Origin of the sequence: Phreatobacter stygius (assembly GCF_005144885.1) — a bacterium.
In the GTDB taxonomy this organism is placed as follows: Bacteria; Pseudomonadota; Alphaproteobacteria; order Rhizobiales; family Phreatobacteraceae; genus Phreatobacter; species Phreatobacter stygius.
The window spans coordinates 4,607,854-4,634,702 of the sequence record NZ_CP039690.1 but is presented as its reverse complement, the minus strand read 5'-3'; the positions used below and the strand labels follow the sequence as shown (position 1 = coordinate 4,634,702).

At 67.3% G+C, this 26,849-nt stretch carries 25 protein-coding genes and 2 riboswitches; of the genes, 13 read left to right on the top strand and 12 right to left on the bottom strand.

Translation table 11 applies throughout. The features are described 5' to 3' along the window. Position 1: 1 nt before the first annotated feature. The 4 genes from gcvPA to gcvT all read right to left on the bottom strand — a co-directional run bounded on the left by gcvPA (position 2) and on the right by gcvT (position 3,453). Complete coding sequence (gcvPA, locus tag E8M01_RS21770; protein ID WP_136962068.1) at positions 2-1,357, bottom strand: aminomethyl-transferring glycine dehydrogenase subunit GcvPA; 1,356 nt, start codon at positions 1,355-1,357, stop codon at positions 2-4. A 16-nt stretch (positions 1,358-1,373) separates the two neighbouring features. After that, positions 1,374-1,853, bottom strand: coding sequence for an OsmC family protein (locus tag E8M01_RS21765; RefSeq protein ID WP_136962067.1), 480 nt, complete (start codon positions 1,851-1,853; stop codon positions 1,374-1,376). Positions 1,854-1,862: 9 nt separating this feature from the next. Then, on the bottom strand, positions 1,863-2,240 hold the full coding sequence (gene gcvH, locus E8M01_RS21760) for a glycine cleavage system protein GcvH (protein ID WP_136962066.1): 378 nt from the start codon (positions 2,238-2,240) through the stop codon (positions 1,863-1,865). Between the two features lie 73 nt (positions 2,241-2,313). Next, positions 2,314-3,453, bottom strand: a complete 1,140-nt coding sequence (gcvT, locus tag E8M01_RS21755) for a glycine cleavage system aminomethyltransferase GcvT (RefSeq protein ID WP_136962065.1) — start codon at positions 3,451-3,453, stop codon at positions 2,314-2,316. 81 nt (positions 3,454-3,534) lie between these two features. Then, positions 3,535-3,653, bottom strand: a riboswitch (glycine riboswitch). Between the two features lie 2 nt (positions 3,654-3,655). After that, positions 3,656-3,761: riboswitch (glycine riboswitch) on the bottom strand. A 261-nt stretch (positions 3,762-4,022) separates the two neighbouring features. Here gcvT and E8M01_RS21750 point away from each other — a divergent pair. Continuing rightward, positions 4,023-4,790: an outer membrane protein gene (locus E8M01_RS21750; protein WP_136962064.1), complete on the top strand. Its 768-nt coding sequence runs from the start codon at positions 4,023-4,025 to the stop codon at positions 4,788-4,790. 83 nt (positions 4,791-4,873) lie between these two features. Here E8M01_RS21750 and E8M01_RS21745 read toward each other — a convergent pair whose 3' ends face one another. Then, the gene (locus E8M01_RS21745) at positions 4,874-5,539 is read right to left on the bottom strand and encodes a hypothetical protein (protein WP_136962063.1); all 666 of its coding nucleotides are present in this window, start codon (positions 5,537-5,539) and stop codon (positions 4,874-4,876) included. A 192-nt stretch (positions 5,540-5,731) separates the two neighbouring features. Here E8M01_RS21745 and E8M01_RS21740 point away from each other — a divergent pair, with 192 nt between their 5' ends. From E8M01_RS21740 to E8M01_RS21715, 6 genes are all read left to right on the top strand, one after another. Then, positions 5,732-6,910 (top strand): pyridoxal phosphate-dependent aminotransferase, encoded by a 1,179-nt coding sequence (locus E8M01_RS21740; protein WP_136962062.1) that lies wholly within the window; start codon positions 5,732-5,734, stop codon positions 6,908-6,910. Between the two features lie 304 nt (positions 6,911-7,214). Next, entirely contained in the window at positions 7,215-8,393 is a 1,179-nt protein-coding gene (locus tag E8M01_RS21735) for a PAS domain-containing sensor histidine kinase (RefSeq protein ID WP_246088382.1), read from the top strand. Between the two features lie 16 nt (positions 8,394-8,409). Continuing rightward, positions 8,410-9,054, top strand: a complete 645-nt coding sequence (locus tag E8M01_RS21730) for a response regulator transcription factor (protein WP_136962060.1) — start codon at positions 8,410-8,412, stop codon at positions 9,052-9,054. An 83-nt stretch (positions 9,055-9,137) separates the two neighbouring features. Continuing rightward, the gene (locus E8M01_RS21725; RefSeq protein ID WP_136962059.1) at positions 9,138-9,377 is read left to right on the top strand and encodes a FitA-like ribbon-helix-helix domain-containing protein; all 240 of its coding nucleotides are present in this window, start codon (positions 9,138-9,140) and stop codon (positions 9,375-9,377) included. 193 nt (positions 9,378-9,570) lie between these two features. Continuing rightward, positions 9,571-10,026 (top strand): (2Fe-2S)-binding protein, encoded by a 456-nt coding sequence (locus tag E8M01_RS21720; RefSeq protein WP_136962058.1) that lies wholly within the window; start codon positions 9,571-9,573, stop codon positions 10,024-10,026. Between the two features lie 16 nt (positions 10,027-10,042). Beyond that, a complete protein-coding gene (locus E8M01_RS21715; protein ID WP_136962057.1) occupies positions 10,043-12,277 on the top strand; it encodes a xanthine dehydrogenase family protein molybdopterin-binding subunit in 2,235 nt (744 codons plus the stop codon). 144 nt (positions 12,278-12,421) lie between these two features. On the opposite strand, the gene E8M01_RS21710 is transcribed toward E8M01_RS21715, so the two are convergent. After that, positions 12,422-13,807, bottom strand: a complete 1,386-nt coding sequence (locus tag E8M01_RS21710; RefSeq protein WP_136962056.1) for a serine hydrolase domain-containing protein — start codon at positions 13,805-13,807, stop codon at positions 12,422-12,424. A 155-nt stretch (positions 13,808-13,962) separates the two neighbouring features. Then, a complete protein-coding gene (gene cobT, locus E8M01_RS21705) occupies positions 13,963-14,997 on the bottom strand; it encodes a nicotinate-nucleotide--dimethylbenzimidazole phosphoribosyltransferase (RefSeq protein WP_136962055.1) in 1,035 nt (344 codons plus the stop codon). Positions 14,998-15,106: 109 nt separating this feature from the next. Between cobT and cobS the strand changes: the two genes are divergently transcribed. From cobS to E8M01_RS21675, 6 genes are all read left to right on the top strand, one after another. Further along, complete coding sequence (gene cobS / locus E8M01_RS21700) at positions 15,107-15,889, top strand: adenosylcobinamide-GDP ribazoletransferase (protein ID WP_136962054.1); 783 nt, start codon at positions 15,107-15,109, stop codon at positions 15,887-15,889. 34 nt (positions 15,890-15,923) lie between these two features. Further along, positions 15,924-16,112 (top strand): DUF1289 domain-containing protein, encoded by a 189-nt coding sequence (locus E8M01_RS21695; protein WP_342778621.1) that lies wholly within the window; start codon positions 15,924-15,926, stop codon positions 16,110-16,112. Continuing rightward, entirely contained in the window at positions 16,109-16,825 is a 717-nt protein-coding gene (locus E8M01_RS21690; RefSeq protein WP_136962053.1) for a retropepsin-like aspartic protease family protein, read from the top strand. The genes E8M01_RS21695 and E8M01_RS21690 overlap by 4 nt, the downstream gene beginning before the upstream one ends. 98 nt (positions 16,826-16,923) lie before the next feature. Then, positions 16,924-18,450, top strand: a complete 1,527-nt coding sequence (locus E8M01_RS21685) for a bifunctional metallophosphatase/5'-nucleotidase (protein ID WP_136962052.1) — start codon at positions 16,924-16,926, stop codon at positions 18,448-18,450. 122 nt (positions 18,451-18,572) lie between these two features. After that, a complete protein-coding gene (locus E8M01_RS21680; RefSeq protein ID WP_136962051.1) occupies positions 18,573-18,974 on the top strand; it encodes a DoxX family protein in 402 nt (133 codons plus the stop codon). Between the two features lie 148 nt (positions 18,975-19,122). After that, the gene (locus tag E8M01_RS21675) at positions 19,123-19,428 is read left to right on the top strand and encodes a Dabb family protein (RefSeq protein ID WP_136962050.1); all 306 of its coding nucleotides are present in this window, start codon (positions 19,123-19,125) and stop codon (positions 19,426-19,428) included. Between the two features lie 21 nt (positions 19,429-19,449). On the opposite strand, the gene panB is transcribed toward E8M01_RS21675, so the two are convergent. The 5 genes from panB to E8M01_RS21650 form a co-directional block, all read right to left on the bottom strand. Continuing rightward, positions 19,450-20,316 (bottom strand): 3-methyl-2-oxobutanoate hydroxymethyltransferase, encoded by an 867-nt coding sequence (gene panB / locus E8M01_RS21670; RefSeq protein WP_136962049.1) that lies wholly within the window; start codon positions 20,314-20,316, stop codon positions 19,450-19,452. A gap of 61 nt (positions 20,317-20,377) precedes the next feature. Beyond that, positions 20,378-21,232, bottom strand: coding sequence for a sulfite exporter TauE/SafE family protein (locus E8M01_RS21665; protein WP_136962048.1), 855 nt, complete (start codon positions 21,230-21,232; stop codon positions 20,378-20,380). A 147-nt stretch (positions 21,233-21,379) separates the two neighbouring features. Beyond that, positions 21,380-22,009 carry a glutathione S-transferase family protein gene (locus E8M01_RS21660; RefSeq protein WP_136962047.1) on the bottom strand — a complete coding sequence of 210 codons (630 nt, stop codon included), beginning with the start codon at positions 22,007-22,009 and terminating at the stop codon, positions 21,380-21,382. A 74-nt stretch (positions 22,010-22,083) separates the two neighbouring features. Next, positions 22,084-23,112 (bottom strand): tRNA dihydrouridine(20/20a) synthase DusA, encoded by a 1,029-nt coding sequence (gene dusA, locus E8M01_RS21655; RefSeq protein ID WP_136962046.1) that lies wholly within the window; start codon positions 23,110-23,112, stop codon positions 22,084-22,086. Between the two features lie 286 nt (positions 23,113-23,398). Then, positions 23,399-26,695 carry an acetyl-CoA carboxylase family protein gene (locus E8M01_RS21650; RefSeq protein WP_136962045.1) on the bottom strand — a complete coding sequence of 1,099 codons (3,297 nt, stop codon included), beginning with the start codon at positions 26,693-26,695 and terminating at the stop codon, positions 23,399-23,401. Between the last annotated feature and the right edge of the window lie 154 nt (positions 26,696-26,849).

Genomic DNA, 26,849 nt, shown 5'->3' with positions numbered 1-26,849 from the left:
CTCAGATGGAAGCTTGGAGAGCCGCGACGAAGGCCGCGCGGTCCTCGTCGGTGTTCACTTCGGTATTGGCGACGATGATCAGGTCCTTCTCGGCCTTGTCGGTCGGCCAGAGGCGGGAGGCCGGCACGCCGGCCAGCACGCCCTTCTTGGCCATTTTCTCGACGATCTTGGCCGCATCGCCGGCCACCCGGATGGTGAACTCGTTGAAGAAGCTCTTGTTGAGCACTTCGACACCCTTCACCCCATCCAGCCGATCGGCGAGATCGCAGGCATTGGCGTGGTTGACCGCCGCCAGCCGCTTCAGGCCGGCTTCGCCGAGCAGCGTCATGTGAATGGTGAAGGCCAGGCACATCAGGCCGGAATTGGTGCAGATATTGGAAGTCGCCTTCTCGCGGCGGATATGCTGCTCGCGGGTCGACAGCGTCAGTACGAAGCCACGCCGGCCCTCGGCGTCCACCGTCTCGCCGCACAGGCGGCCGGGCATCTGGCGGACATATTTGGACTTGGCGGCGAACAGCCCGACATAGGGGCCGCCGAAATTGAGGCCAACGCCGATCGACTGCCCCTCGGCCACCACGATGTCGGCGCCCATGGCGCCGGGCGAGGTCAGGCTCCCTAGCGAAACGACCTCGGTGACCACGGCGATCAGCAGCGCGCCGGCGGCCTGGGCCTTCTCGGCGATGGCCTTCAGGTCATGCAGGTTGCCGAAGACGTCGGGCGTCTGGATCACCACGCAGGACGTCTCGGCGTCGATGGCGGCGGCCACCGCCTTCAGGTCGGCGCCGGCATCGACCGCATTGGCCGGCAGCGCCACTGTCGTGTCGGAGGCCATGCGCGACAGGGTCTCGATCACGTCGCGGTAATGCGGGTGCAGGTTGCCGGCGAGGATCGCCTTGTTCCGCCGGGTGACGCGATGGGCCATGAGCACGGCCTCGGCGGCTCCGGTCGAGCCGTCATACATGGAGGCATTGGCCACTTCCATGCCGGTGAGCAGCGCCACCTGGGTCTGGAACTCGAACAGATATTGCAGCGTCCCCTGGGCGATTTCCGGCTGGTAGGGCGTGTAGCTGGTGAGAAATTCCGAGCGCTGGATCAGGTGATCGACACTCGCCGGCACATGGTGCTTGTAGGCTCCGGCGCCGACGAAGAACGGCCCGGCGGAAGCCGGCACGTTCTTGGCGGCGAGCGCCCCCATGATCCGCTCGACCTCGATCTCGCCCTTGGTGGTGGGCAGATCGGCCAAGCCCTTCATCAGCTTGCCCTTGGGCACATTGGCAAAGAGGTCATCGACCGAAGCGACGCCGATCTTGGCGAGCATGTCGGTCCGGTCGTCGGAGGTCAGCGGCAGGTAGCGCATGAGGCTCAAGTCCAGTTCAGGCGAGGATCGGGTCGGAGGCTTCGATCACGATCTCGGCAAGCACCGAGTTCGCGAGGAAACATTCCTCATGGGAGCGATGATGCAGGTGGTCGATGGCGGCGCGATCAGGCAGCTTGTCGCCGGAAAAGGTCACGGCCGGGCGCAACGTCACCGTCGAAACGAATAGCTTGCCCTTGGCGTTCTTGGTCATCACGCCTTCCGCCTTGTCGTCGTAATGGTCGACACGAAAGCCCTGGGCCGCGGCAAAGGCCAGGAAGAACAGCATGTGGCAGGAGGACAGGGCCGCGACCAGCGCTTCCTCGGGATCGACCGCATCGACCTTGGAATAAGGCGGGCGCACACTTGACGGCGCCGACGAGGCCGGCACCGTCACGCCACCGTCGAAACGCCAGACATGGCCGCGCGAATAGCGGTTGTCGGTGAAGACAGCCTCGTCGCGGGTCCATGTGACGTCGGCGGTGTAGGAATGCGCCATAACGCGCCTTCAGGAGATCGAGGCGACGAAAGCCTGGTAGGCGGCTTCGTCCATCAGGTCGTCGAGCTGCTTCGGGTCGGCGATCCGGAGCTTCAGGAACCAGCCCTTGCCGGCGGGATCCTCGTTGACCGTGCCGGGAGCGGCCTCCAGCGCGCCATTGACCGCCACCACTTCGCCGGCCACCGGCGCATAGATGTCCGAGGCCGCCTTGACGCTTTCGACCACGGCGGCACCGTCGCCCTTGGCGACCTTGCGGCCGAGTTCCGGCAATTCGACGAAAACGACGTCGCCGAGCTGCTGCTGAGCATAGTCGGAAATGCCGATGGTGCCGGTGTCGCCCTCGACGCTGATATATTCGTGGTCCTTGGTGTAACGGATATTGGCCATGGCGAGCTCCTCTGAAACCTTGTTATGAGGCATGTTCCTGATCGAAGCCGGATCCGGCCCCATCTCGAAAATGCTATCCGCGGAAGTAGCGATGCGGCGCGAAGGGCATGGTCACGACCTTGGCCGGCAGATCCTTGCCGCGCACTTCGAGCAGCACGGGCGTGCCCGGCTCGGCGAAGCGCGCATTGACATAACCCATGGCGACCGGACCGCTGACGCTGGGCCCGAAACCGCCTGAGGTCACGGTGCCGATGGCCGCCCCGTCGGCGGCCTTGATCACCGTGCCCTCGCGGGCCGGCGCCCGGCCGTCGGGCAGGATGCCGATCCGCCGGCGCGCCGGGCCGTCGGCAAGCTCTTTCTGAATGCGCGTGGCGCCGGGAAAACCGCCCTCGGTCCGGCGGCGCTTCTGGATCGACCAGGTCAGGCCAGCTTCGACCGGCGATGTCGTGGTGTCGATGTCGTGGCCGTAGAGGCAGAGACCGGCTTCCAGCCTCAGGCTGTCGCGCGCGCCGAGCCCGATCGGCTTGACCCGCTCGTCCGACAGGAGCCGCTGCCAGATCGCCGCGGCGTCCTTGGCCTCGACGCAGAGCTCGAACCCGTCCTCGCCGGTGTAACCCGAGCGCGAGGCATGGACGAACATGCCGTCCAGCTTGGTTTCGGTGAAGGTCATGAACGGCGTCGCGGCGATGCCGGGAAGCAACGCGTCGAGCACGGCGGCCGCCTTCGGGCCCTGCAGCGCGATCAATGCCAGCGTCGCGTCCGGCTTCAAGGTGACGCCATCGGGCAGGCGCGGCCCGATATGGGCGAAGTCCTGCTCCTTGCAGCCGGCATTGACCACCAGGTAGGCCCAGCCCTCGTAGCCGGCATAGGCCGAGCGCGTGATCATCAGGTCGTCGAGAATGCCGCCATCCTCGGCGGTCAGCTGGCTGTAGCGCTGCTGGCCCGGCTTCAGGTTGAGGATGTCGGCCGGCACCAGCGCCTCGAGCGCCTTGGCGGTCGCCTCCCAGGTTGGGCCGACCACGAAGGCCTGGCCCATATGGCTGACGTCGAACAGGCCGGCGTCGCTGCGCGTCCAGTTGTGCTCGGTCAGGACGCCGGTCGGATATTGCACCGGCATGTCGTAGCCGGCGAAGGGCACCATCTTGGCGCCGGCCTCGACATGCAGCTGATGAAGCGGGGTCTTGTGCAGCGGCCCGGAAAGGGGTTCGGCCATGGTCATCCTGCATCGGCGCGTGAGCAGGCCCGGGGCACGCCCCGAACACGCTCGAAACGCGGGCTTGTCGCCCGCTCGCGCCCCTCTGTCGCAGGACCTGAGAGATTCACCGGGGCCCTGGGGCCAGGGCCCTGACCGGGACCCTATCGGCTTACTCCGTCGGTGGGCCGCGCTTGGACACGCTGCCGCTTTCCAGAGTGCCAATCCCCCGGCGGTCCTTTTTGCCTGAGAGGTTCCGGGGCCGTTGCTCCTTCGGCGCCGGGAGATCTCGCATTTAAAGACCACCCGGACTCTCCCGCCGGGCTCATATGACACCCCTCCCGAATGACGGGATCGGGCGGCGGAGTCAAGGCGAGCTTGTGGGCAAGGGCGCGGCCCGAAAGGCGGCAGTGAGCGCGGCACGCGCAGAGACTGGGGCGAGCGGGGATCCGCGCTCATGTTGCGCGGCAGGCACACGGGCCTTGTAAAATAGCCACACCACCGGCGCCAGACGCAAAATTGATTGATCGAATCCGGCAGGCCGCGAATAATTTGCACGCAGACTTCTGCTGGTAACCCAGGGGGCAAGCATGCGCATGTTCAACAGATGCCTCATGGTATGTGGCCTTTTGGTCGGCATGACGCCGGCACAAGCGGCGGACGTTGGACTGCCGGCCCCCATTACGGCACCTGTCGCGGCTTTCGACTGGACCGGCTTCTATATTGGCGCCCATGCCGGGTGGCGGGCGGGCGCAACCGGTGTGTCCCCTTCGCATACCGGCCTTTTGCCCGTCACGAGAGCGGCCGGCATTTTCAACATGGCGTCGGGTTCCGCGACCGGCGGCATTCACGGCGGCTTCAACTGGCAGTCCGGGCCATCGGTCATCGGTCTCGAGGCGGACTTTTCGTTTGCCGACAAGAGCGTCTACCGCCGTTTCACCAACGGCGTCGCATTCGACGACTTCACGACGAGGACGGGTTCTTCCGGCACGCTGCGCGCACGCCTCGGCTTCGCTTCGGGCCCCTGGCTGTTCTACCTGACGGTAGGCGCGGGACTTCAGGAAACGACGGTTCGTTATACGAGCGAAGGAGGCTCGGTCTGGCGCGGCAGCGGATGGAGCCTCGGTCCGGTCGTCGGCGGCGGCATCGAATATGCGCTGACCCGCAACGTCATGGTGCGGCTCGACTACCTCGCCGGATACTATCCGGAGAAGACACTTGTCCGAAACTTCGTCGCGGGCCCCCTCATCGATCCGGCGAGCCGCATCTCCCAGTCACCGGTGACCCACACCGTGCGCATCGGCGTGTCCTATAAATTCGATTGGGCCGGCGCGCCCGTGGTCCGGGCTGCCTACTGACCAGCTGAATTTTTTCGGGCCGGCCCTGATCCGACAAGAGCCGGACACCGTCGCCATGGTGTCCGGCCTGCTCGCCCCGGGCGTCAGCGCTGGCGCGCCTGGCGCCCCCGGCCGCGCTCGCGCGGCTGGGCCATCGTGTCGAAACCGACGAAGATGACATAGGTCTGCAGCTCATCCGGCGGCGGCAGCGGGAAGCTGACCTGGTCCTCGATCTGGGTGAACGAGACGTTGGGCGAGCCGGCCGGCACGTCGATCGGCACGTTGTAAAGCCTGGTCCAGACCGATTGCGACAGGCCGCGCGTCACCGCCACGCGGATCGGCAAGGTCAGCCGGGCGCTGCCCTCGGCTTTCGGGCCGGTCAGCACGCGTCCCTCGAGGCCGACCTTGACGATCATGGTCTGGCCGTCGATGCGGCATTCGCGGGCAAGATCGGTGATGGTTGCCTGGTAGCGCAACTCGGTCGGCCCGTCGCCACCCTGGCGCCAGACGTTGGAGCCGTCGCGCACCTCGATGCGCGGGCAGAGATTTTCCTGCAGCGTCTGGGGGCCGGCCTGGACCGGCTGGCCGAACAGGGCATTGTGCACCGGCGAGCCGACGCCGGGGGCTGGTTGCGCCGCCGCCTCCTGGGTCTGGCCGCCACCGAACAAATTGCCGCCGCTGGTGCCGCAACCGGCAAGACCGGCGGAGAGGCCAGAAAGAAGCGCGACACGGGCCAGGGCCCGACCCGTCATACCGAATGTGCGCAGCACGCCATGATCCTTGAGAAGCTCTTGCGACCGGCGCTTATAGCAAAGCCAGTCGGGCGGAACCAAGGCCTGATCGCGCAGCAGGCGCCGATATGGCTCATCGCCTTTGGTTATGGACTTTTATCGCGATTTTCATGAGAAGAACGGTGCCCCAGCCGCTATGGTCCGGGTCTGTCCATCAGAGCAAGCGCCTCCATGACGTCATCCCTTCTCGCCTCGCTCCGCCCCGAAGCCACCGGGGCGCCTGCCAGCGGCATTGTCGAACTGTCGAAATATGCGCGCACGGCCGGCGACGTGATCCAGTTGTGGGTCGGCGAAGGTGATGTGCCGACCCCGGCCTTCATCTGCGAGGCGGCGACCCGCTCGCTTGCCGCCGGCGAGACCACCTATACGTGGCAGCGCGGCATCCCCGAGCTTCGCCAGGCGATCGCCACCTATGCCTCCAACCTCTATGGCCGCGCGCTGTCCTCCGAGCGCTTCTTCGTCTGCGGCTCGGGCATGCAGGCGATCCAGATCGCCATGACCCTGGCGGCAGGCCCCGGCGACGAGGTGATCATCCCCTCGCCGACCTGGCCGAACGCACCGGCGGCGGCGGGCCTGCGCGGCGCCGTCCCGGTGCTGGTCGAACTGACCCATGGCAATCGCGGCTGGCAAATGGATCTCGACCGGATCGCGGCGGCGATCACGCCGAAAACCAAGGCGCTGTTCGTCAACACCCCGTCGAACCCGACCGGCTGGACCGCGACGCGCGAAGAGCTCGCCGCGATCCTGGCGCTGGCGCGCAAACATGGCCTGTGGATCATCGCCGACGAGATCTATACGCGCTTCGTCTGGACCGGCGAGGCCAAGCGGGCGCCGTCGTTCCACGATGTGCGCGAGGACGGCGACCGGATCCTCTGGGTCAACACCTTCTCGAAGAATTGGGCGATGACCGGCTGGCGCATGGGCTGGGTGGAAGCCGATCCGGCCCTCGGCGACGTCATCGAGAACCTGATCCAATATTCCACCTCCGGCTCGCCGCCGTTCATCCAGCGTGCCGGCGTCGCGGCGCTGGAGCGCGGCGAGAGCTTCGTCGAGCACCAGATCAGCAAGGCGCGCAAGGCGCGCGACATCATCTCGACAGCGATCGAACAGACCGGCCGGTGCCATTTCTCGCGGCCCGACGGCGCCTTCTACCTGTTCTTCGGCGTCGAGGGCATGACCGACTCGATGGCCGGCGCCATCAAACTCGTCGACCTCGCCAAGGTCGGGCTGGCGCCGGGCGCGGCTTTCGGCAGCGGCGGCGAGGGGCATTTGCGGCTCTGCTACCTGCGTTCGCCGGAGCAGATCGAGATTGCCGCCGAGCGGCTCCGCCAGGCGATCAGGCAGCTCTGACCGCGAGATCCGATCCATCCATGGCGATCGCCACACTGGATCGTCTCGCCGCCAGCCGTGACGACGGGAGATCGTGACCGGCGGCCAGCGTGTCGGGCCGCCGACACCTCTGACGATCCACACGGATGGAGACAACAAGGCGGACAGATTCGGTGTTGCACTAGGGATTTGTCCGTAGCATCTTCTACGGAGGAGGCCTTCCGGCGGCCCGCTCGCCCCCCGCCTCCGGATTGCCGCCGCGCGGCAGTGGCCTGGCGACAAGGCTTGGCGCGTCGTCCTGAGGAGGATGCCCATCGAGCCGATCATGAAAGCGTCGCTGACGGTCTCGGAGGCCCGTCTGTCCAGCGTGCTCGACATTGCGGTCGACGGCATCATCGTGATCGATGAGACCGCGACGATCCTGGTCTTCAACAAGGCCTGCGAGACCCTGTTCGGCTGGACCGCGCCGGAGACGATCGGCCGCAGCATCACCATGATCATGGCCGCCGAGGAGGCCGCGCGCGGCGAGGACGCCGGGCACGGCCTGATCGAACAGTTCATCGGCGGCGGCCGCGAAGTCCAGGGCCGGCACCGCGACGGCACGATCTTTCCGGTCGAATTGTCGGTCGCCGAAGCGGGCACCCCGGACGGGCGCCAGTTCATTGGCATCCTGCGCGATCTCAGACCGCGCAAGGAAGCCGAGGAACGGCTCAACCAGCTGCAGACCGAGCTGCTGCACATGGCGCGCGTCTCGGCCATGGACGAGATGGGGGCAGCACTCGCCCACGAGCTGAACCAGCCGCTGACCGCCGTCATGCTCTACCTGCAAGCCGTCGGCCGAACCCATGCCAAGGCCGTCGATGCCCATCGCAAAGGTGAGATCGGCGCGCATTTCGACGAGACCGTGCGCTCCATCCTCGACAAGGCGCTGCGCGAGGCCGAACGCGCCGGCAACATCATCAGGCGCATGCGCGACTTCGTCGAAAAGCGCGAGCCGGAGCGGCGCCTGGTCGATCTCAACCCGCTGGTCGAGGACGCCGTAGAGCTGACGCTGCTCGGCTACCGGCCGGGCACGCGGGTGGTGCGCAACCTGCGCGAACGGCTACCGCCGGTGCTTGTCGATGCCGTGCAGATCCAGCAGATCGTGGTCAACCTGGTGCGCAATGCCCTGGAGGCGGTCCGCGGTGGCGAGCATGCGCGCATCTGGATCGAGACCCAGGCCAAGGACGGCATGATCCGATTTTCGGTGCGCGACAGTGGGGCTGGCGTGCCCATGGAGGCACTGCCCAGCTTGTTCAAGGCCTTCGCGAGTACGAAGAGAACCGGACTGGGCCTTGGTCTTGCGATTTCCCGCACGATCGCCCAGAACCATGGAGGGGATCTGACCGTCGATCCCGGAGGCAACGGGCGGGGCGCATGCTTCTCGCTGGTCCTTCCGGAACCGGCAACGGACCCGGACAGCACCGCCGTCGGGCGGACCCGCGACCCGGGACGCCCCACATGACGGGATGCGGTGAGCCATGGCAAATGCGCCCAGAGAAACCCATGCGCACAGGGATATTTTCGTGGTCGATGACGACCCGGCGGTGCGCGACGCCCTGAGCGTCGTCCTGTCGATCGAGGGCTTTACGGTTTCGGGCTTCGCCGACGGCGCCACTTTCATCGCGGCGACCCGCGGCCAGACGCCGGCCTGCGTGATCCTCGACGTGCACATGCCCGGCCGTTCCGGCCTCGATATCCTGAAGGAACTGAACGCCCACCACTATCCGGCGCCGATTTTCATCATTTCCGGCCAGGGCGACATTCCCATGGCGGTCGACGCGATCAAGCATGGTGCGCTCGATTTCATCGAGAAGCCGTTCGATGCCGACACGGTCGTTTCGCGGGTGCGCGACGCCATCCACACCACCGAGCGACGCGCCGCGGCTCCGGCGGCGACGCTGCTGCGGCCGAACTTCCCGGGCACCGATCTCCTGACGCCACGCGAACGCGAGGTGCTGGGCCAGATCGCAGCCGGCGCCTCCAACAAGGAGGCCGGCCGCCATCTCGGCATCAGCCCGCGCACCATCGAGGTGCACCGGGCCCGGATCATGGAGAAGCTCGGCGCCAAGAATGCCGCCGACCTGGTGCGCATCGTGCTGACCGAGGCCCGGGCGACGGCCTGACGAGACGTGCTGGCGGCAGCGGCCCTTGTTCGGAGGGTTGGCCATTCCGATACTTGATCTCATTGAGATCGCTGGAGGCGCCAATGGCCGGCAACCTGCATGTCCGAAATGTCGACGACGACCTGATCCTGCGTCTCAAGCGGCGTGCCGTTCGTCATGGCCGCTCGGCAGAGGCGGAACATCGTCAGATCCTGCGCCAGGTATTGTCGGCTGAGCCGGATTCCTCATTCGACGACCTTGCCGCCGAGTTGCGGGCGATGACAGCGCGACGCCGGCAGACCCCCTCGGAAATCCTTCTGCGAGAAGGACGCGAGGAGCGGTGACGCGCTTCGTCATCGACGCGAGCATCGCGCTCAAATGGGTGGTCGAAGAAGGAGGCACGACGTCCTGACGATGCGGGATATTGCATCTTAGCCTGGCGGCGGTCACGATCGCGTGTGGAATTGCCTTGAGCCTCCTGCCGGCCGTATCGTCGCGCTAGTTTGGAGTTCATCCAATCGCTCAGGCGAGGCCCCCATGCTGACCCTCGACATCAACGGCCGCTCCATTCAGATCGACGCCGATCCGGATATGCCCCTGCTCTGGGCGATCCGCGATCATGCCAACCTGACCGGCACCAAATTCGGCTGCGGCCAGGCGTTGTGCGGCGCCTGCACCGTGCATGTCGACGGCCAGGCGACCCGCTCCTGCTCGCTGGCCGTGGGCGACGCGCAAGGCCGCAAGATCACCACCATCGAAGGCGTCGAAGGCAAGGTCGCCGAGGTCGTCCAGGCGTCCTGGCGCAAGCTCGACGTGGTGCAATGCGGTTACTGCCAATCCGGCCAGATCATGAGCGCCATCGCGCTTCTGACCGAGAACAAGGCACCGAGCGAGAGCGATATCGAGCTCGCCATGGATGGCAATATCTGCCGTTGCGGCACCTATGTGCGCATCAAGGCAGCCATCCAGGATGCCGCCCAGGCGCTGGCATGACGGGGAGCCTGAGATCATGACCGCAACCAACACCAAATCGACCCCGAAAACCGACTTCGCCCTGACACCTGCCGCCGCTGGCCGCGCCTTCGCCGCCACCCGCCGGTCGTTTCTCGCGGGCGCCGCCGGTGCGCTGATCGTCGCGACCCTGGTCGGCCAGGACGAAGCGACAGCGGCCGAGGCCTGCCGGTTCAGCAATGTTCCGACCAATCCCAATGCCTTCATCAAGATCGGCGCCGACAATACCGTGACCGTGCTGGTCAAGCATCTCGACATGGGCCAGGGCTGCGCCACCGGATTGACCACCATCGTCGCCGACGAACTCGACGCCGACTGGAGCCAGATGCGGGCGGCCTTCGCGCCGGCCGATCACCGGCTCTACAACAATTTCGCCTTTGGTCCGATGCAGGGCATCGGCGGCTCGACCGCGATCGCCAATTCCTGGACGCAGTTGCGCAAGGCCGGCGCCGCCGCCCGCCAGATGCTGGTCTCGGCGGCGGCCACCGACTGGAACGTCGCGGTCAGCGAGATCAAGATCGAACGCGGCGTGGTCCGCCATGGCACACGCCAGGCGACATTCGGCGAGCTCGCGACCCGCGCCGCGACCATGGCGATACCAGCCGATCCGGTGCTGAAGCAGCCGAAGGATTGGGTGTTCATCGGCAAGGACAAATCGGTCGGCCGCATCGACACCCTGGGCAAGACCACCGGCCGTACGGTGTTTTCGCTGGACATGCGCCGCCCGGGCATGTTGACCGCCGTGGTCGCGCACGCGCCGAAATTCGGCGCCCGGATCAAGTCGTTCGACGCGACCGAGACGCGCAAGGTGAAGGGTGTCGTCGATGTCGTGGAAATCCCGACCGGCGTCGCCGTGGTGGCGCGCGACACCTGGTCGGCGATCAAGGGGCGTCAGGCCCTGAAGACCATCTGGGACTTCGCCGGTGCGGAAACCCGGTCATCCGAGACCATCATGGCCGAGTTCAAGCGCCAGGCGAGGCAGCCCGGCCTGACTGCGGGCCGGCGCGGCGACGCGGAGAGAGCGCTCAAGGGCGCGGTGAAGGTCGTCGAAGCCGAGTTCGAATTCCCCTATCTCGCCCACGCGCCGATGGAGCCGATGAACGGCACCATCGAGCGGCGCGCCGACGGCGTCATCGAGGCCTGGGCCGGGTTCCAGATGCAGACGCTGGAACAGGCGACGATTGCCGCGATCTGCGGCGTATCGTCGACGCAGGTGCATCTCAATACGCTTTATGCCGGCGGCTCGTTCGGCCGGCGCGCGACGGCTGCCTGCGACTACGTCTCGGAAATGACCCATATTCTCAAGGCCACCCAGTATCGCACGGCGATCCATCTGGTCTGGACCCGTGAGGACGACATGACCGGCGGCTATTACCGGCCCATGGTCTATCATCGCGTCCGCGCCGGGCTCGACAGCCAGGGCCGGATCGCCGGCTGGGACCACCGCATCGTCGGCAAGGCGATCATGATCGGCACGCCGATGGAATCCATGCTGGTGGTCAACGGCGTCGACAGGGCGACGGTGGAAGGCGCCAGCGACACGCGTTATTCCATCGACAGCCTGCACGTGACGGTCAGCAATGGCCGCGAGGGCGTGCCGGTGCTGTGGTGGCGCTCGGTCGGCCATACCCACACGGCCCATGCGACCGAGGTGATGATCGACGAACTGGCCAGGGCCGCCGGTCAGGACCCCCTCGCCTATCGGCTGAGCTATCTCGACAAGGCACCGCGCGATGCAGCCGTCCTGAAGCTCGTCGCCGACAAGGCCGGCTGGGGTCAGCCGCTCGCTGCCGGCAAGGGACGGGGCGTCGCCGTGCATGAGAGCTTCGGCACCCATGTCGCCATGGTCGCCGAGGTGACCGTCACGGGCACGGCGGTGAAGGTCGACCGGATCGTCGTCGCGGTCGATTGCGGCATTGCGGTCAATCCGGATGTGGTGCGCGCGCAGATCGAAGGTGCTGTCGGGTTCGCGCTCTCGTCGGTGCTGCGCAACCGCATCACGCTGCGGGATGGCGAGGTCCAGGAGAAGAATTTCGACGGCTTCGAGCCGACACGCATGTCCGAAATGCCCAAGGTCGAGGTGCATATCATGCCCTCGACCATGTGCCCGACCGGTGTCGGCGAGCCCGGCGTCCCAGTTCTGGCGCCGGCCATCGCCAATGCCGTGTCGGCGGCGACCGGCAAGCGCATGCGCTCGCTGCCGCTCGACCTGACGCAAACGGGTGGGGCCTAGTACCGCGGCGCAGTGATTATGACTGGTTGATTTCGGTGCAAACGAGCCGTCGATAGCCACGACCCGTTTGCCCCAAAGTCAGCCGACCATGATCAATCGAGGCGCGTATCGCGGCCTCGTCCATGGCGCGACCTGGGCAAGCCCTCAGGCGCGGTCCTTCGAGAAGCCCTGGTAGCGCGCGACGAGCTCGTCGGCGAAAGCGGATTGGCTGACGAGGCGCGTGCCGCCGAGCCGGATTTCCGAGACTTCCCCCCGGCCGTCGCGCAGGCGCGCCACCGCCTCGCCCGGGCTGAAGAAGCCTGATGCGCGGATCACCTTGCCGGCGTCGCGGCCGGTGACCTGGATCTCGCTCATCTCGGCCAGAGGCGGAGTGAGCGCCGTGGGCGAAGCGAAGACCTTGCCGCCGATCGGCACGAGGTCGACCGCGCCCCACAGCATCCACCAGCGTCCCACCCAATCGGCGACCTCCTCATGCGGAGCGCCGCCGGCGTGGAACGCCTTCAGGATCTGGGCAATGCCGTCGACCCAGAGCTGGGCCGGCCCGTCGATGGCGTTGGTCAATACCGATATCGCCAGGCCTTGCGCCGGGAAGACGGCCGTGCGGCTGAGCGTTCCGGGAAAGGAGCCGGAATGGCCGAACCAGTCCCAGCCCTTGAGCGTGCCGGATATGATGCCCAACCCGTAGGATCGGTCCAGCACCGATTCACTGTCCGGCCAATGGCCGCGCGTCATGTCGCGCCGGCTGAGCGGCGACAGGAGGCCGGCTTCCGACATCGGTGAGAGCTGCGAGAAAAAGCGGACGAGATCGCCGGCGGTCGAAACGAAACCGGTGGCGGAGGCGACGTCGTTGGTCAGGTTGTCGCCGGGAATGACGAGCCGGCGGCCGAGCGGCAGGCGCGTGGAATGTCCGCGGGCAAGCGTCCCGCCGGTCATCAGGCCGATATCGGCGGCCGTCTCGGTCAGACCGGCGGCCCTGACGATCTCGCGCATGATCCAGGTGGTGTAAGGCTCGCCGGTCACCGCCTCGATGATGAGACCGAGCAACCCATAGCCATGATTGGAATATTTGAAGCGTTCGGCGGCGCCGTAGGGCGGAGCGAGAACAAGATCGGCCTTGAGCTCGGCGGTCGAAAGGAAGGGCCTGTGGTTGGTGAACTGGCCGGCATCCGCACCGTCACGGACAAGTCCGCCGCTATGCGAGAGCAGCTGCTGGACTGTAACGGATGCGATATCCGGGTGCAGGCCGGGCACAAAGTTGCCGACGCCATCGTCGAGGCGCAGAAGACCACGCTCCTTCAGCTTTAGGATGCCGGCGGCGGTGAAGGTCTTTGAGTGGGACGCAACGCGGAAACGATGGCGCGGCGTCAGCGCCTCGCCGGTCGAAAGATCGGCGGTGCCGAAGGCCGCCTCCAGCACCACCTCGCCTTGGTGCGCGACCGCTATGGCACAGCCCGGCTGGGCGAAGTGCTGCACCTGATAGTCGATCCAGCGCGGGACGTAGTCGAGCCCGGCTTTGAGCCATTCGTCCATGAAACTGGCCTCTCCGATTTCGTTTCCGCACTCTCCTTAAGGCATGCTCCGGGATCGGTGCACGCTGTTTCAGGTCGTCAGGCGCAGGGCGCAGGGAAGTCCTTCGGGAGGCGCACGGCGCGCGGCTGCCTCCGCTCGCGCCTTGCGCTCGCGGCTCAACCCTTCCGGCTGACGCTCGCCTGCTCGAAGGTTGCCATGCCGCTGTGCACGGCAACGGCATTCTTGACGATGCCGCAGGCGAGCGCCGCGCCCGAGGCTTCGCCGAGCCGCATGCCGAAATCGAACAACGGCCGCTTGGCGATGCGCTCCAGCACGCGGCCGTGAGCCGGCTCGGCCGACCGGTGCGCGGCCAGGCAGTGGTCGAGGCTGGACGGCTCGAGCGCGTGCAGCACGGCCGCCGCGGCGGTCACCACATAGCCGTCGAGCAGCACCGGAATGCGCTGCAGCCGGGCCGCCAGAATGGCGCCGGCCAGCGCCGCGATCTCGCGGCCGCCAACCCGGCGCAACACTTCGAGCGGATCCGACAGGTGGTCCTTGTTGCGCTGAACGGCACGGCCGACCGCCTCCGCCTTGCGCCTCAGGCCTTCGGCATCGACGCCGGTGCCGGGGCCGATCCAATCCTCCGGCCGGCCGCCATAAAGCGCGTGATAGACGGCAGCCGCCACCGTCGTATTGCCAATGCCCATTTCGCCGAGGCACAGGAGATCGGTGCCGCCGGCGATCGCTTCCATGCCGAAGGCGATGGTGGCCGCGCAGCCCGGCTCGTCCATCGCGTCATCGACGGTGATGTCGGGTGTCGGCACGTCGATGGCGAGGTCGAACACCTTCAGGCCGATATCATTGGCGACACAGAGCTGGTTGATCGCGGCCCCGCCGGCAGCGAAATTTTCCAGCATCTGGCGATTGACGCTGTCGGGAAAGGCCGAGACGCCCTGCCTGGTCACGCCATGAGCGGTGGCGAAGATCGCCACCAGCGGCCGGTCGACCCTGGGTTTCGGATTGGCGCTCCAGGCCGCCACCCATTCGACGATTTCCTCGAGCCGGCCGAGCGAGCCGGCCGGCTTGGTCAATTCGGCGTCGCGCGCCCGGACCGCCGCGATCGCCGCGGCATCGGCTTCCGGCAAGCGGGTCAGAAGATCCCGGATGTCGTCGAAGGGAAGGCCCGACGGGCTGTGGGGCGGCAAGGCCATGGCATGGGTCCCGGATTGGCAGGCAACAGCGAACCGGCGGAGCGGTAGCAGGGTCTGCGTGTCGAAGACAAGCTGGCGAAAGCGCCCATCTTTGCCTAAAGGCTCTCGCATGACCGACCCGAAACTCTGGCGCGACACCGTCCAGGCCCTGCGCTTCTTCTCACGCCTGCCGCTGCCGGCGCTGTCAGGCGAGGCCGATCCGCACGGCCTGCCGGATTTCGCCGAACTGGCGCGCGTGGTGCCGCTGGTCGGCCTGGTGCTCGGCGGCATGACCGGACTGGTGCTGCTGCCGGCCAGCCTGGTCTGGCCGCCAATGGTCGCCGCCCTTGTCTGCGTCGGAGCGGGCGTCGTCATGACCGGCGCCTTTCACGAGGACGGGCTCGCCGATACCGCCGACAGCCTCGGCGGCGTGACGCCCGAACGCCGCCTCGAGATCATGAAGGACAGCCGCATCGGCACATTCGGCGCCGCGGCATTGATCATCGGCCTGCTGTTGAAGGTGACCGCCATCGCCAGCCTTGTCGGTGCCGCCGGCGCGGGCCGGACGGCGCTGGCGCTGGCCGCTGCCGGCGCCGTCTCCCGCATGGCTGCCATGGCGCTGTCCTATTACCTGCCCGCCGCCCGGCCCGACGGCGCGGCCTCTGCCACCGGCACGCCCTCGCCGGCCGCCTGGCAGGCCGGTTGTCTCACCGCGCTGGCGACCGGCTTGCTGGCCTGGCCTGCCGCCGGCTTTACCGGTGTCCTGCTCGGCCTCGCCGCCGCGGCCGGGCTTGCCGGGCTTGCCGTCAGGTTTGCCCGCGCCCATATCGGCGGCCATACCGGCGACGTCGCCGGCGCGACCCAGCAATGTGTCGAGATTGCCGTTCTGCTGGTATGGCTTATCTTTGCCTGACCAGCCTTGACCCAGCGTTATGCCGGAACCCGCGATGCGCGTATCCTCGATCGAGACGCCCTGTGTGAAGATCTGCGTGATCCATCCGACCGCCGGCATCTGCGAGGGCTGTGGTCGCACGCTGGCCGAAATCGGCGGCTGGCTGACACTGTCGGCCGACGACCGTCGCCGCGTGATGGCCACGCTGCCGGCAAGACTTTCCCAGCTATCGAGCCTTTCATGAACTCGCGTGCCCTGCTCTGGATCCTGCTCGGCGCGGTCTGCCTGGCGGTCGTGGTGGTCGCCATCCGTTCCAACGGTATCGAGGCCGGTACGCTGGATGCCGGCGACTATGCCTCGCTGATCGGCCTGACCATCCTGGCCACCCTGTCGGGGGCCAGTGTCATGGGCATGTTTCGCGGCCGTGGCGGCGACGCCGTGCAGGCAGCGATCGCCTGGCTCGCGATCTTCGCCTTTCTCGGGGTGATCTACACCTATCGCTTCGAGTTCGAATCGGTCGGCCGGCGGGTCATCGGCAATCTCGTGCCCGGCCTCGGTTCCGAGGGCGTCACCGGCGCGCGCGAAGTGACCGTGGCCCAAGGCCCCGGCGGCACGTTCGCCGTGCGCGTGGCGGTCAACGGCGCGCGCGCCGTGCCCATGCTGGTCGATACCGGCGCCTCCTCCCTGGTGTTGACCGATGCCGATGCGCGGCGGGCCGGCATCCAGGTCGATCGCCTATCGTTCAACATTCCGGTCTCGACCGCCAATGGCCAGGCGATGACCGCCTCGACCACGCTCGACACCGTGGCGGTCGGCCCGATTGTCGCGCGCCAGGTCCGGGCGCTGGTGGCAAGGCCCCAGGCGCTCAACTCCAGCCTGCTCGGCCACACCTTCCTCGATCGCCTCGACGGCTATGAGGTGCGCGGCGGGCGGATGATCCTGCGCGGCAAGGAATAGCAACAGAACCCCGTTACCCGTCTTGCCGGACTTGTCGGCGACAAGCGCCCGGGCGCATGGTCGCGACGCCGACCGATCCGCGATGTAAGGAGCCCGTGATGACCCTGATCTCCCGCCGCGACACGCTGACCGTCGGGCTCGGCGCCGGTGCCGCCATGACCGGGCTTGCCGGCACCGGCCCGGCGCAGGCGCAATCGCGCGCGCCTGACGTCACGCTGCTGCTGGTCAACGACATCTACAAGATGGGCGACGAGCAGGGCCGCGGCGGCTTCGCCCGCCTCAACGCCATCGTCAAGGCGGAGCGGGCCCGCGGCACGCCCATGCTCTATGTCCATGCCGGCGACATGTTCTCGCCCTCGCTGATGTCCGGCTTCGACCAGGGCGCCCATACGGTCGAGCTGGTCAATATCGCCCCGCCCGACGTGTTCGTGCCGGGCAATCACGAGTTCGATTTCGGCCCGGAAGCCTATGCCGCCCGCCGGCGCGAGGCGAAATTCGCCTATTTCGCCGCCAATATGCGGGCTGCCGACGGCTCGGTCCTGCCGGGCCACGAGGATGGCCGCATCTTCGATCTCGGCGTGGTCAAGCTCGGCGTGTTCGGGGTAGCGCTGCCCAATACGGCGGAGGTCTCGTCGTCAGGCGACATCAAGTTCAGCCCGACCATGGCGACGGTCCAGCGCGAAGCGGCACGGCTGAGGCGCGCCGGCGCCGATCTCGTCGTCTGCTGCGCCCATACCGATCGGGCCGAGGACCTGCAGATCGTCCGCTCGCGGCTGGTCGACGTGCTGCTGACCGGTCATGACCACGACCTGGCAGTGACCTATGACGGCCGCACCGTGATGGTCGAGAGTTCCGAGGAGGGCTATTACGTCACCGCCATCGACCTGACGCTCGGCACGACCGGCGACGGGCCCGAGAAGCGGGTGACCTTCACCCCGGCCTTCCGGGTCAATGACAGCCGCACCGTCACACCGGACCCGCAGACCCGGGCACGGGTGCAGGAATACGAGAAGCTGCTCGCCCAGGAGCTCGACGTGGTGATCGCCACGCTGACGGGCGAGCTCGACACCCGCACGACCACCGTTCGCTCGCAGGAAACCGCGATCGGCGACCTGATCGCCGACGCGATGCGCGAAGCCACCGGCGCCAATGCCGCGATCATCAATGGCGGCGGCATCCGCGGCAACAAGGTCTACCCGGCCGGCCACCAGTTGACCCGTCGCGACGTCTTGACCGAATTGCCCTTCGGCAATCGCACCGTGGTCGCGCCGGTTTCGGGCGCGGATCTGAAGGCGGCGATCGAAAACGGCGTCAGCCAGGTCGAGCATCGCGCCGGCCGCTTCCCGCAGGTTTCCGGCTTGACCGCGATCGTCGATCGTTCGCGGCCGGCCGGCGACCGGGTGGTCGCCATGACGGTTGGTGGCGCGCCGCTCGAGCCGGAGCGGATCTATACGGTCGCCACCAACGACTTCATGCTGAGAGGCGGCGATGGCTACGGCATGCTGGGCAGCCGCGTGCGCGACGCCGACCTGAAGGGCAAGCTGGTTGCCTCCGACGTGATGGTCCATGCGCGCAAGCTGGGCTCGATCACGCCCGCCGTCGAAGGCCGCATCCGGCTGCTCTGAGCCAGCGCACGGTAACGCGCCGATCAAAATCCCGTCAGAACGCAGACAAAGCCGTTGTGCTGCGCAATATGGCCGTGCGCGTCACGCCCTTTTGGCGGCAGTACGCATCAAAGGAGCTGACTATGGATTTGGGTTCGAGCGCCCAGCGTTATGCGCCGCATCTCTTGAGCGTGCTGAGGATCGTCGTTGCACTGATTTTCCTCGCACACGGCACGCAGAAACTCCTCGGCTTTCCGGCTGCCCCGGCCAGCGGCTATCCGGCCTTCCTGTCGCTGTTCTGGTGGCAGGGCGTGATCGAAATCGTCGGCGGCCTCTTGCTGCTGGTCGGCTTCCTGACCCGTCCGGTGGCCTTCATTCTGGCCGGCGACATGGCGGTGGCCTATTGGTGGTTCCACGCGCCGCGCAGCTTCTATCCGCTGCTGAACAACGGCGACGCCGCCGTGCTCTATTGCTTCGTGTTCCTCTATATCGCCGCCGCCGGCGCCGGCGCCTGGGCGATCGACAGGCAGACGCGGCAAGCCTAGCCGGCCAATCTCCGGCGCGCCTGTCCCAGCCCGAAAGGCCGGATCAGGCGCGCCGCTGGCCTGTTCGTTTACCGCGGCAAGATCGGCCTTGCTTCGCGGCGCGGGCGTGATAGCGAGCAGCCGGTCTCATCTCATCGAGTGGTCCACCATGATCCGCCACATCGTTCTGTTCAGCGCGAAAGACAAGGCCGACATCGACCGGATCGTCGATGGGCTGTCCTGCCTCACCAGGATTCCGCACGCACGCCGGCTGGAAGTTGCCCGCAACCAGAAGACCGACCAGCTCGGCAACGATATCGACGTCGTCGTCTATGGCGAATTCGACAACCAGGCGGAACTGGCGGCCTACAAGGCCCACGCGCTCTATGAAGAGGCGATCAGGCTGGCGCGGCCGCTGCGCGAATTGCGGTTCGCCGCCGATTTCGACGTCATGACGGCGGTGCGCCGAACCTGAACCGGGCGACGCCATGCGCGATCATGGACGGGGCGTCCAGGCCGCAACCGCCGCGCGCAGGGCTTCGGGAAGACGGTAGGACTCCTGCGCCGTTGGAAAGGCGCCGCCGCGCACGTCCTCGGCGAAGCGCGACAAGGCGTCCTGCAGGACGCCGAAGCCGTCGACATAGCTGCGCACGAACTTCGCTTTGTGGCCCTGAAGCAGCCCGAGCACGTCGTGGAACACCAAGACCTGGCCGGAACAATCCGGGCCGGCGCCGATGCCAATGGTTGGAATGCGAAGCGATTCCGTGGCGCGCGCCGCAAGTTCGGTGGGAATGCCTTCGAGCACAAGCGCGAAGCAGCCCGCCGCTTCCAGGCTATGGGCGTCGTCGAGCAGGCGAAGCGCGTCGTCGGCTGCGCGGCCCTGGACCTTGAACCCGCCCATCACGTTGACGCTCTGCGGTGTCAGGCCAAGATGGCCCATGACCGGAATCTCGCAGTCGACCAGCGCGCGGACCATGTCGAGACGCTTCGCGCCGCCCTCGAGCTTCACGGCGCTCGCGCCGCGCTGCATGAAGCCGCCGGCATTGCGCAGCGTCTCCTCGGCGCTGAGATGGAAGCTCAGATAGGGCATGTCGGCGACGATGAGTGCGCGTGGGCGGGTGCGCGTCACCGCCTCCAGATGATGGTTCATCATGGCCATGCTGACCGGCAAGGTGTTGTCGAAGCCGAGACAGACATTGCCGACACTGTCGCCGACCAGGATCAGGTCGACCACCGGGTCGGCGATCCGCGCGGTCGCCGCGTCATAGGCCGTCGTCATGACCAGGCGGCGGCCCTCGGTCTTCCATTGCTGGAGCAGCGGAACGGTGACACGGGCCTCGGTGGATTGCGGGGCGTGGCTCATCAAAGCCTCCTTGGTCGCGAAGGCGCCAACCTGCGACGCGCCGCGATCGCGTTCAATTGTCCTAACGGGCGATGAAATCCCAGAGGAAGCGCCCGCTGACGATCAGCAGGAACAGGCCGAAAGCGACCTCCAGCTGGCGTTTCGGCAGGGCATGGGCGAGCCGCGCGCCGAGCGGCGCGGTCCACATCGAGGTCGGGATGAACAGCAGGAAGCCGATCAGCGAGACATAACCGAGCGCAAAGGGAAACTGGATCGCGGCAACGGTCGGATAGGCCGCGGCCTTCGACCAGCCGGCCAGGATATAGCCGATGGCGCCCGGAATGGAGATCAGCACGCCGAGCCCGGAGGAGGTGGCGATGGCATTATGGATGGTGCGGCCATAGGCCATCATCACGAGATTGCCGAGCTGGCCGCCACCAATGCCCATCAGGCTCGACAAGATGCCGATGACCCCGCCGGAGGCCGCCATGCCGGCGGTTCCCGGCATGCCCTTGCCAAATTTCAGCTCCTTGCCGGTCAACAGCCGGAATGCCGAAAGCCCGGCGACAAAGACGAAGACCGCCTTGAACACCGCGGGCGGCGCATAACGCGCGATGAAGCTGCCGGCCACCACGCCGAGGATGACCGGAACGGCCCAGGCCTTGAGAATGTCGAGATCGACCGCGCCGCGCGCCTTGTGAGCCTGGAACGAACGGATCGAGGTCGGGATGATGATGGCAAGCGAGGTGCCGACGCAGAGCGGCATGCGCACCTCCAGCGGCACGCCGACGACGCCGAACAATTCATAGAGCACCGGCACGATGACCGCGCCGCCGCCGACGCCGAAGACGCCTGCGAGAATGCCGGTGACTGCACCGGCCGCGAGAAGGCCAACGGCCAGAATGGCCAATTGGTCGTAGGGAACGCCGAAAAACATGGGAACCTTGGAAAAAACGCGCGCGAAACGCTCGCGGCTGCGATCGCGGCGGACACTGGACTCGGCGGCCGCCGGCTTCAAGGGCCCAGCACGCATGGCGGAACTGCCCGAGAGGGCGTCCGGCGGCGGTTTACGTCGCCGATCGACCTATCGGATCAGGTCATAACGGCCGCCGCGCTCCAGCGCGCGCTGATAGCCAGGCCTGGCATGGATGCGCGCCAGGAAGGCGGTGATCTTCGGATAGGCCGCGGCCTGATCGCCGCGCAGGCGCATCGCCTCGAGCGGAAAGCTCATCTGGATGTCCGCGGCGGTCAGATGGTCACCCAGGAAAAACGGCTTGTCGCCGAGCTCGGCCTCGACGAAGTCCAGAAGCTTCCTGATTTCGGCCTCAACGCCTGCCAGCATGGGCGCCGCCGGCTCGCCGACCGGTTTCAGATAGAGCCGCAACAGGATCGGTGTCATCGCCGACCCTTCAGCGAAATGCATCCAGTAGAGATAGCGCGGATAGGTCGCGGCGTCGCGCGGCGGCGCCCAGTCGTCCTTGCCATAGCGGCCGACCAGATACTCGACGATCGCGGCCGATTCAGCGAGCACGATCTCGCCGTCGTCGATGACAGGTGATTTGCCCAGCGGATGAATGGCCTTGAGCGCGGCCGGCGCCTTGCGCGTCGCCGGATCGCGCTCGTAACGAATGACCGCGTAATCGAGGCCGAGCTCCTCCAGCAGCCAGAGAATGCGCTGCGAACGGGAATTGTTGAGGTGATGGACCTTGATCATCGCGCTCTCCGTCTCGGCAGGCTGGCAGCAGACACCATGACCCGCCGGCTGCCAACCGTCACGCGATCGGCACGTCAGGCCGCGTCGGCGACGCGCTCCTGCCCGTCCTGGCGCGCCATGGTCACCCGGGCCAGCGCGTCCCGGATCACCGCGGTCCCGGCTCCCGGTTTGACCGCCTCGATGCTGAGATGGCGGCGGAAGGCGCGCGCGCCCGGCACGCCCTGGTAGAGACCGAGAATATGGCGGGTGATCGAGGACAGCCGCACGCCGCGGCCGAGTTCCGCCTCGGCATAGGGGATCAGCTGCTCGACCGCCTCGTCGAGGCTCGCCACCGGCGCCGGCTCGCCGAAGATCTCAGGGTCGACATCGATCAGCAGATAGGGATCCTGATAAGCGGCCCGGCCAAGCATGACGCCGTCGAGCAGCACGCCGCCGCGCGGCTCGAGCAGCGCCTTGGCTGCGGCGAGCGTCGCAATGCCGCCATTGATGGCGATCGGCAAGTCCGGCAGCCGCGCTTTCAGGCGGAACACCCTGTCATAGTCGAGCGGTGGTATCTCGCGGTTCTCGCGCGGCGAAAGGCCCTTCAGCCAGGCCTTGCGGGCATGAACGGTCAACGCATCGACGCCGGCCGCCACGACCGCGTCGGCGAGCCTGTCGAGGCTCTCTTCGGGATCCTGGTCGTCAATGCCGATCCGGCATTTCACCGTCACCGGCACGCTGACGACGGCCTTCATGGCCGCCACGCAATCGGCCACAAGCGCCGGTGTCGCCATCAGGCAGGCACCGAACTGACCGCCCTGGACGCGATCGGACGGGCAGCCGACATTCAGGTTGATCTCGTCATAACCGAAGCCCTCGCCGATCCGCGCGGCTTCCGCGAGGGCCGCCGGATCGGCGCCGCCGAGCTGCAGCGCAACCGGATGTTCCTCGGCCGACCGGCCAAGCAGGCGCTGGCGGTCGCCATGGATCACCGCACCGGCGGTGACCATCTCGGTATAGAGCCTGGCACGCCGCGTCATAAGGCGATGGAAGAACCGGCAATGCCGGTCCGTCCAGTCCATCATCGGCGCAATGGCGAATTTATCTATTTGATTTTTCTTCATTTTTAGAACTTCAGGACGCTAAATCCCGGGCCAATTTGCGATCTGCAGGCGTTTCTACGACAGAATGGGCCGCTCCGCGACCCTCACCCGCATCAAGAGAGCGTGGCTCTGCCGCCGAGCGCACCCCTGGTCCCGGCGCGCTCAGGTCCGCCGCAAGGGACACGATGTGACCGGGACGGCCCTGCATCGCGACGGCACCGGCGCCGTCACGCACCGCCCGCATGAGGACGTCTGCCGACCCCATCAGCCTTTGCGCCGAAGGGCGCGATCCGGGCGGAAAGCGCATCTAGCGCGGCGCGATGAACGGCCGCCGCTTGCCCGTCTGCTCCGGAGCTCGCGGAAGCGATTTTAGCGCCCGCATGATCCAGTGGCGCGATTCCGCCGGGTCGATCACCCCGTCGATCTCGAGGAAAGAGGCCATGTTGACGGCCTTGCCGCGCTCGTAGAGTTCGGCGACGTGCCGGTCATAGACGGCCTTCTGCTCGACCGGATCGGCGATCGCCGCGAGCTCGTTGCGATAGCCGAGCTTGACCGCGCCCTCCAGCCCCATGCCGCCGAACTCGCCGGTTGGCCAGGCGACGATGAACAGCGGCGCCTGGAAACTGCCGGCGGCCATGCCCTGGGCGCCGAGCCCGTAGCCCTTGCGCAGCACGATGGTCAGCATCGGCACCGTCGCATTGGCGCCCGACAGGAACAGGCGGGCGACCCGGCGCACCAGCGCGGTGGTCTCCGCCTCCGGCCCGACCATGAAGCCGGGCGTGTCGCAGAGCGACAAGATCGGCAGCCCATAACCTTCGCAGAGCTCGATGAAACGCGCCGCCTTTTCGGCGCCCTCGGCATCGATCGCACCACCCAGATGTTTGGGGTTGTTGGCGATCAGGCCGAGCGGCCGGCCTTCGACACGGATCAGCGCGGTGATCATGCCGATGCCATGGGCAGGGCGCAGTTCCAGCACCGATCCCGTGTCGGCGAGACGATCGATGACGGCCCGGATGTCATAGGCGCGCAGCCGGTTTTCCGGGATGGCACGGCGCAGCAGGTCCTGGTCCGGACAGGTCCAGTCGGCAACCGGCCCCTGGAAATAGGACAGATATTGCCTGGCGGCGGCGACCGCCGCGGCCTCGTCCCTGACCAGGATGTCGACGACGCCGTTCGGCGCCTGGACACTCATCGGCCCAACCTCCTCGGGCTTGAAGACCCCGAGCCCGCCGCCCTCGATCATGGCCGGGCCACCCATGCCGAGATTGGCGTTTTCGGTCGCGATGATCACGTCGCAGCAACCGGCGATGGCAGCGTTGCCGGCAAAGCAGCGGCCGGAGACGATGGCCACCGTCGGGGCCTGGCCGCTCAGCCGGGCGAGCATCCGGAAGGTCGGAACGTCAAGGCCGGCGACGCCCATGTAATCGGTCTCGCCGGGACGCCCGCCGCCACCCTCGGCGAAGATCACCAGGGGCAGCCGCCATTCACCGGCGAGCCGGAACATCCGGTCCATCTTCTTGTGGTTCATGAAGCCCTGGGTGCCGGCGAACACCGTGTAGTCGTAGGACATCGCCATGCAGCGTGCGGCCTCGCCGAACAGCGCGCCGTTGACGGCGCCAATGCCGGTGACGAGCCCGTCCGCCGGGCTCATCTCCATGAGCTCGTCGAGTGGCCGGCGCCGGCGCTGCGCCGCCAGGGCCAGGCCGCCATATTCGACGAAGGACCCGGCGTCGCAGAGGTCGGCGATGTTCTCCCGCGCCGTGCGCTGGCCGGTCTTGCGGCGCCTGGCGACGGCGGCTGGCCGCATGTGGTCGAGCAGCGCCTCGTTCCGGGCCCGAACCTCGGCGAGATCGGCGCGGACATGATCGGCGCGATGCGCCTCGCTGCCGTCATCGTCGGCGAGGTCGACATCGCCCGGTTCGATGAAGATCAGCGGCTGGTCGGCGACGACATTGTCGCCGGCGGCGCCGGCGAGGAGCCGGATGAAACCGGTTTCGCTCGCGGTGACCACATGTTCCATCTTCATGGCCTCGATGATCACCACCGGCTGACCGGCCCTGACGGCATCACCTTCGGCAACCTCGAAGCTCACCACTCGACCGCCCATGGGCGACACCACCGCAACCGCGCCCGCCGGTGCGACCAGCAGCGTCTCGCTTGCCCCCGTCGCTCCGACCGTCTCGCCGGCCGGCGCATAAAGCCTGGGGTGCCGCCCCGCCGCGGAAACCAGGTCGGCCGAATGCCGCTCGACGAAGCCGGTATCGAACGCGCCGGCGATCACCTCCGGCCGCATGATCAGGCTCTGCAAGAAGCCCTGGTTGGTGCCGACACCCTCGATGCGGAATTCGCTGAGCGCCCGATAGGCGCGGCCCAGCGCATCCTCCAGCCGTCCCGATGGCGCAAAGGCGATCACCTTGGCGAGCAGCGGGTCGAAGCTGGTCGTTGTCCGGTAGCCGGCATAACCGAAGCTCTCCACCCGGATCCCGGAACCACCAGGCGGATCGAAGGCCCTGAGCGTGCCGCCGGTCGGCGCCGCCGATCCGTCCGGTCCGATCCGCTCCATATTGATCCGAAGCTCGACCGCCATGCCGCGCGGCCGGCCGACCGCGTCCTGGCTCAGCCCGAGCTCGGCGAGGGAGCGGCCGGCGGCCAGCCGCAGCTGGGTCTGCACCAGATCGATGCCCATCACCTCCTCGGTGACCGTGTGCTCGACCTGCAGCCGCGGATTGGCCTCCATGAACACGAAACGGCCCGCCTGCCCCGCCGCCGCTTCCACCAGGAATTCGAAAGTGCACAGGGTGTGGGTCCGCGCCGTCACGGCGAGCTTCACGGCGGCTGCCGCGATCGCATCGCGCAGGGCCGGATCGAGCCCCGGCGCCGGCGCGATCTCGACGAGCTTCTGGTGGCGGCGCTGCAGGCTGCATTCGCGCTCGAACAGGTGGATCGCCTGGCCGGTCACATCGCCCAGGACCTGGATCTCGACATGGCGCGCCGGCCGGATCAGTTCCTCGACATAAAGCGCGTCCGACCCAAAGGCCGCCTTGGCCTCCGAGCCGGCCCGCCGGTAGGCCTCGGCGAGATCGGCGCGCCTTTCGACCACCCGCATGCCGCGGCCGCCACCGCCGGCCACCGCCTTGACCATGATCGGCCGGCCGGCGAGCGACGCCATGAAGGCCTCGGCCTCGTCGAGGCTGGTCGCGCCCTCCGTGCCCGCCGCCAGCGGCACGCCGGCCTCGCGCGCCAGGCGCCGCGCGGCGCCCTTGTCGCCGAACAGATCCAGCGTCTCGGGGCTCGGCCCAACGAAGGTCAGGCCCGCCGCCGCGCAAGCCCTGGCAAAGCCGGCATGTTCCGCCAGGAAGCCATAGCCCGGATGCACGGCGTCACAGCCCGCCGCCACCGCCGCAGCGACCACCGCCTTGATGTCCAGATAGGCCGCGGCCCCGGCGCCCGGCAGCGCCACCGCGGCATCCGCGCGGCGCAGGTGCAGCGAAGCCGCGTCCTCGGCGGCATAGACCGCGATGCTCTCGATGCCGAGTTCGCTTGCCGCCCGGGCGATCCGAACCGCAACCTCGCCCCGGTTGGCAATCAACAACTTCCTGAACATGCGGGTGAGGCCTTGATCGAGGGGGACAATCGGACGGGCGAGAGAACCCGCCGGTGAGCGAAGATGATCTGCGCTTCCACCGGCCTGGGGGCTCGCCTTCTGGTCTTGTGGCATCGCTTGGTCGTCGTGCAAACCGGTCTTAGCTCCAGCTCGA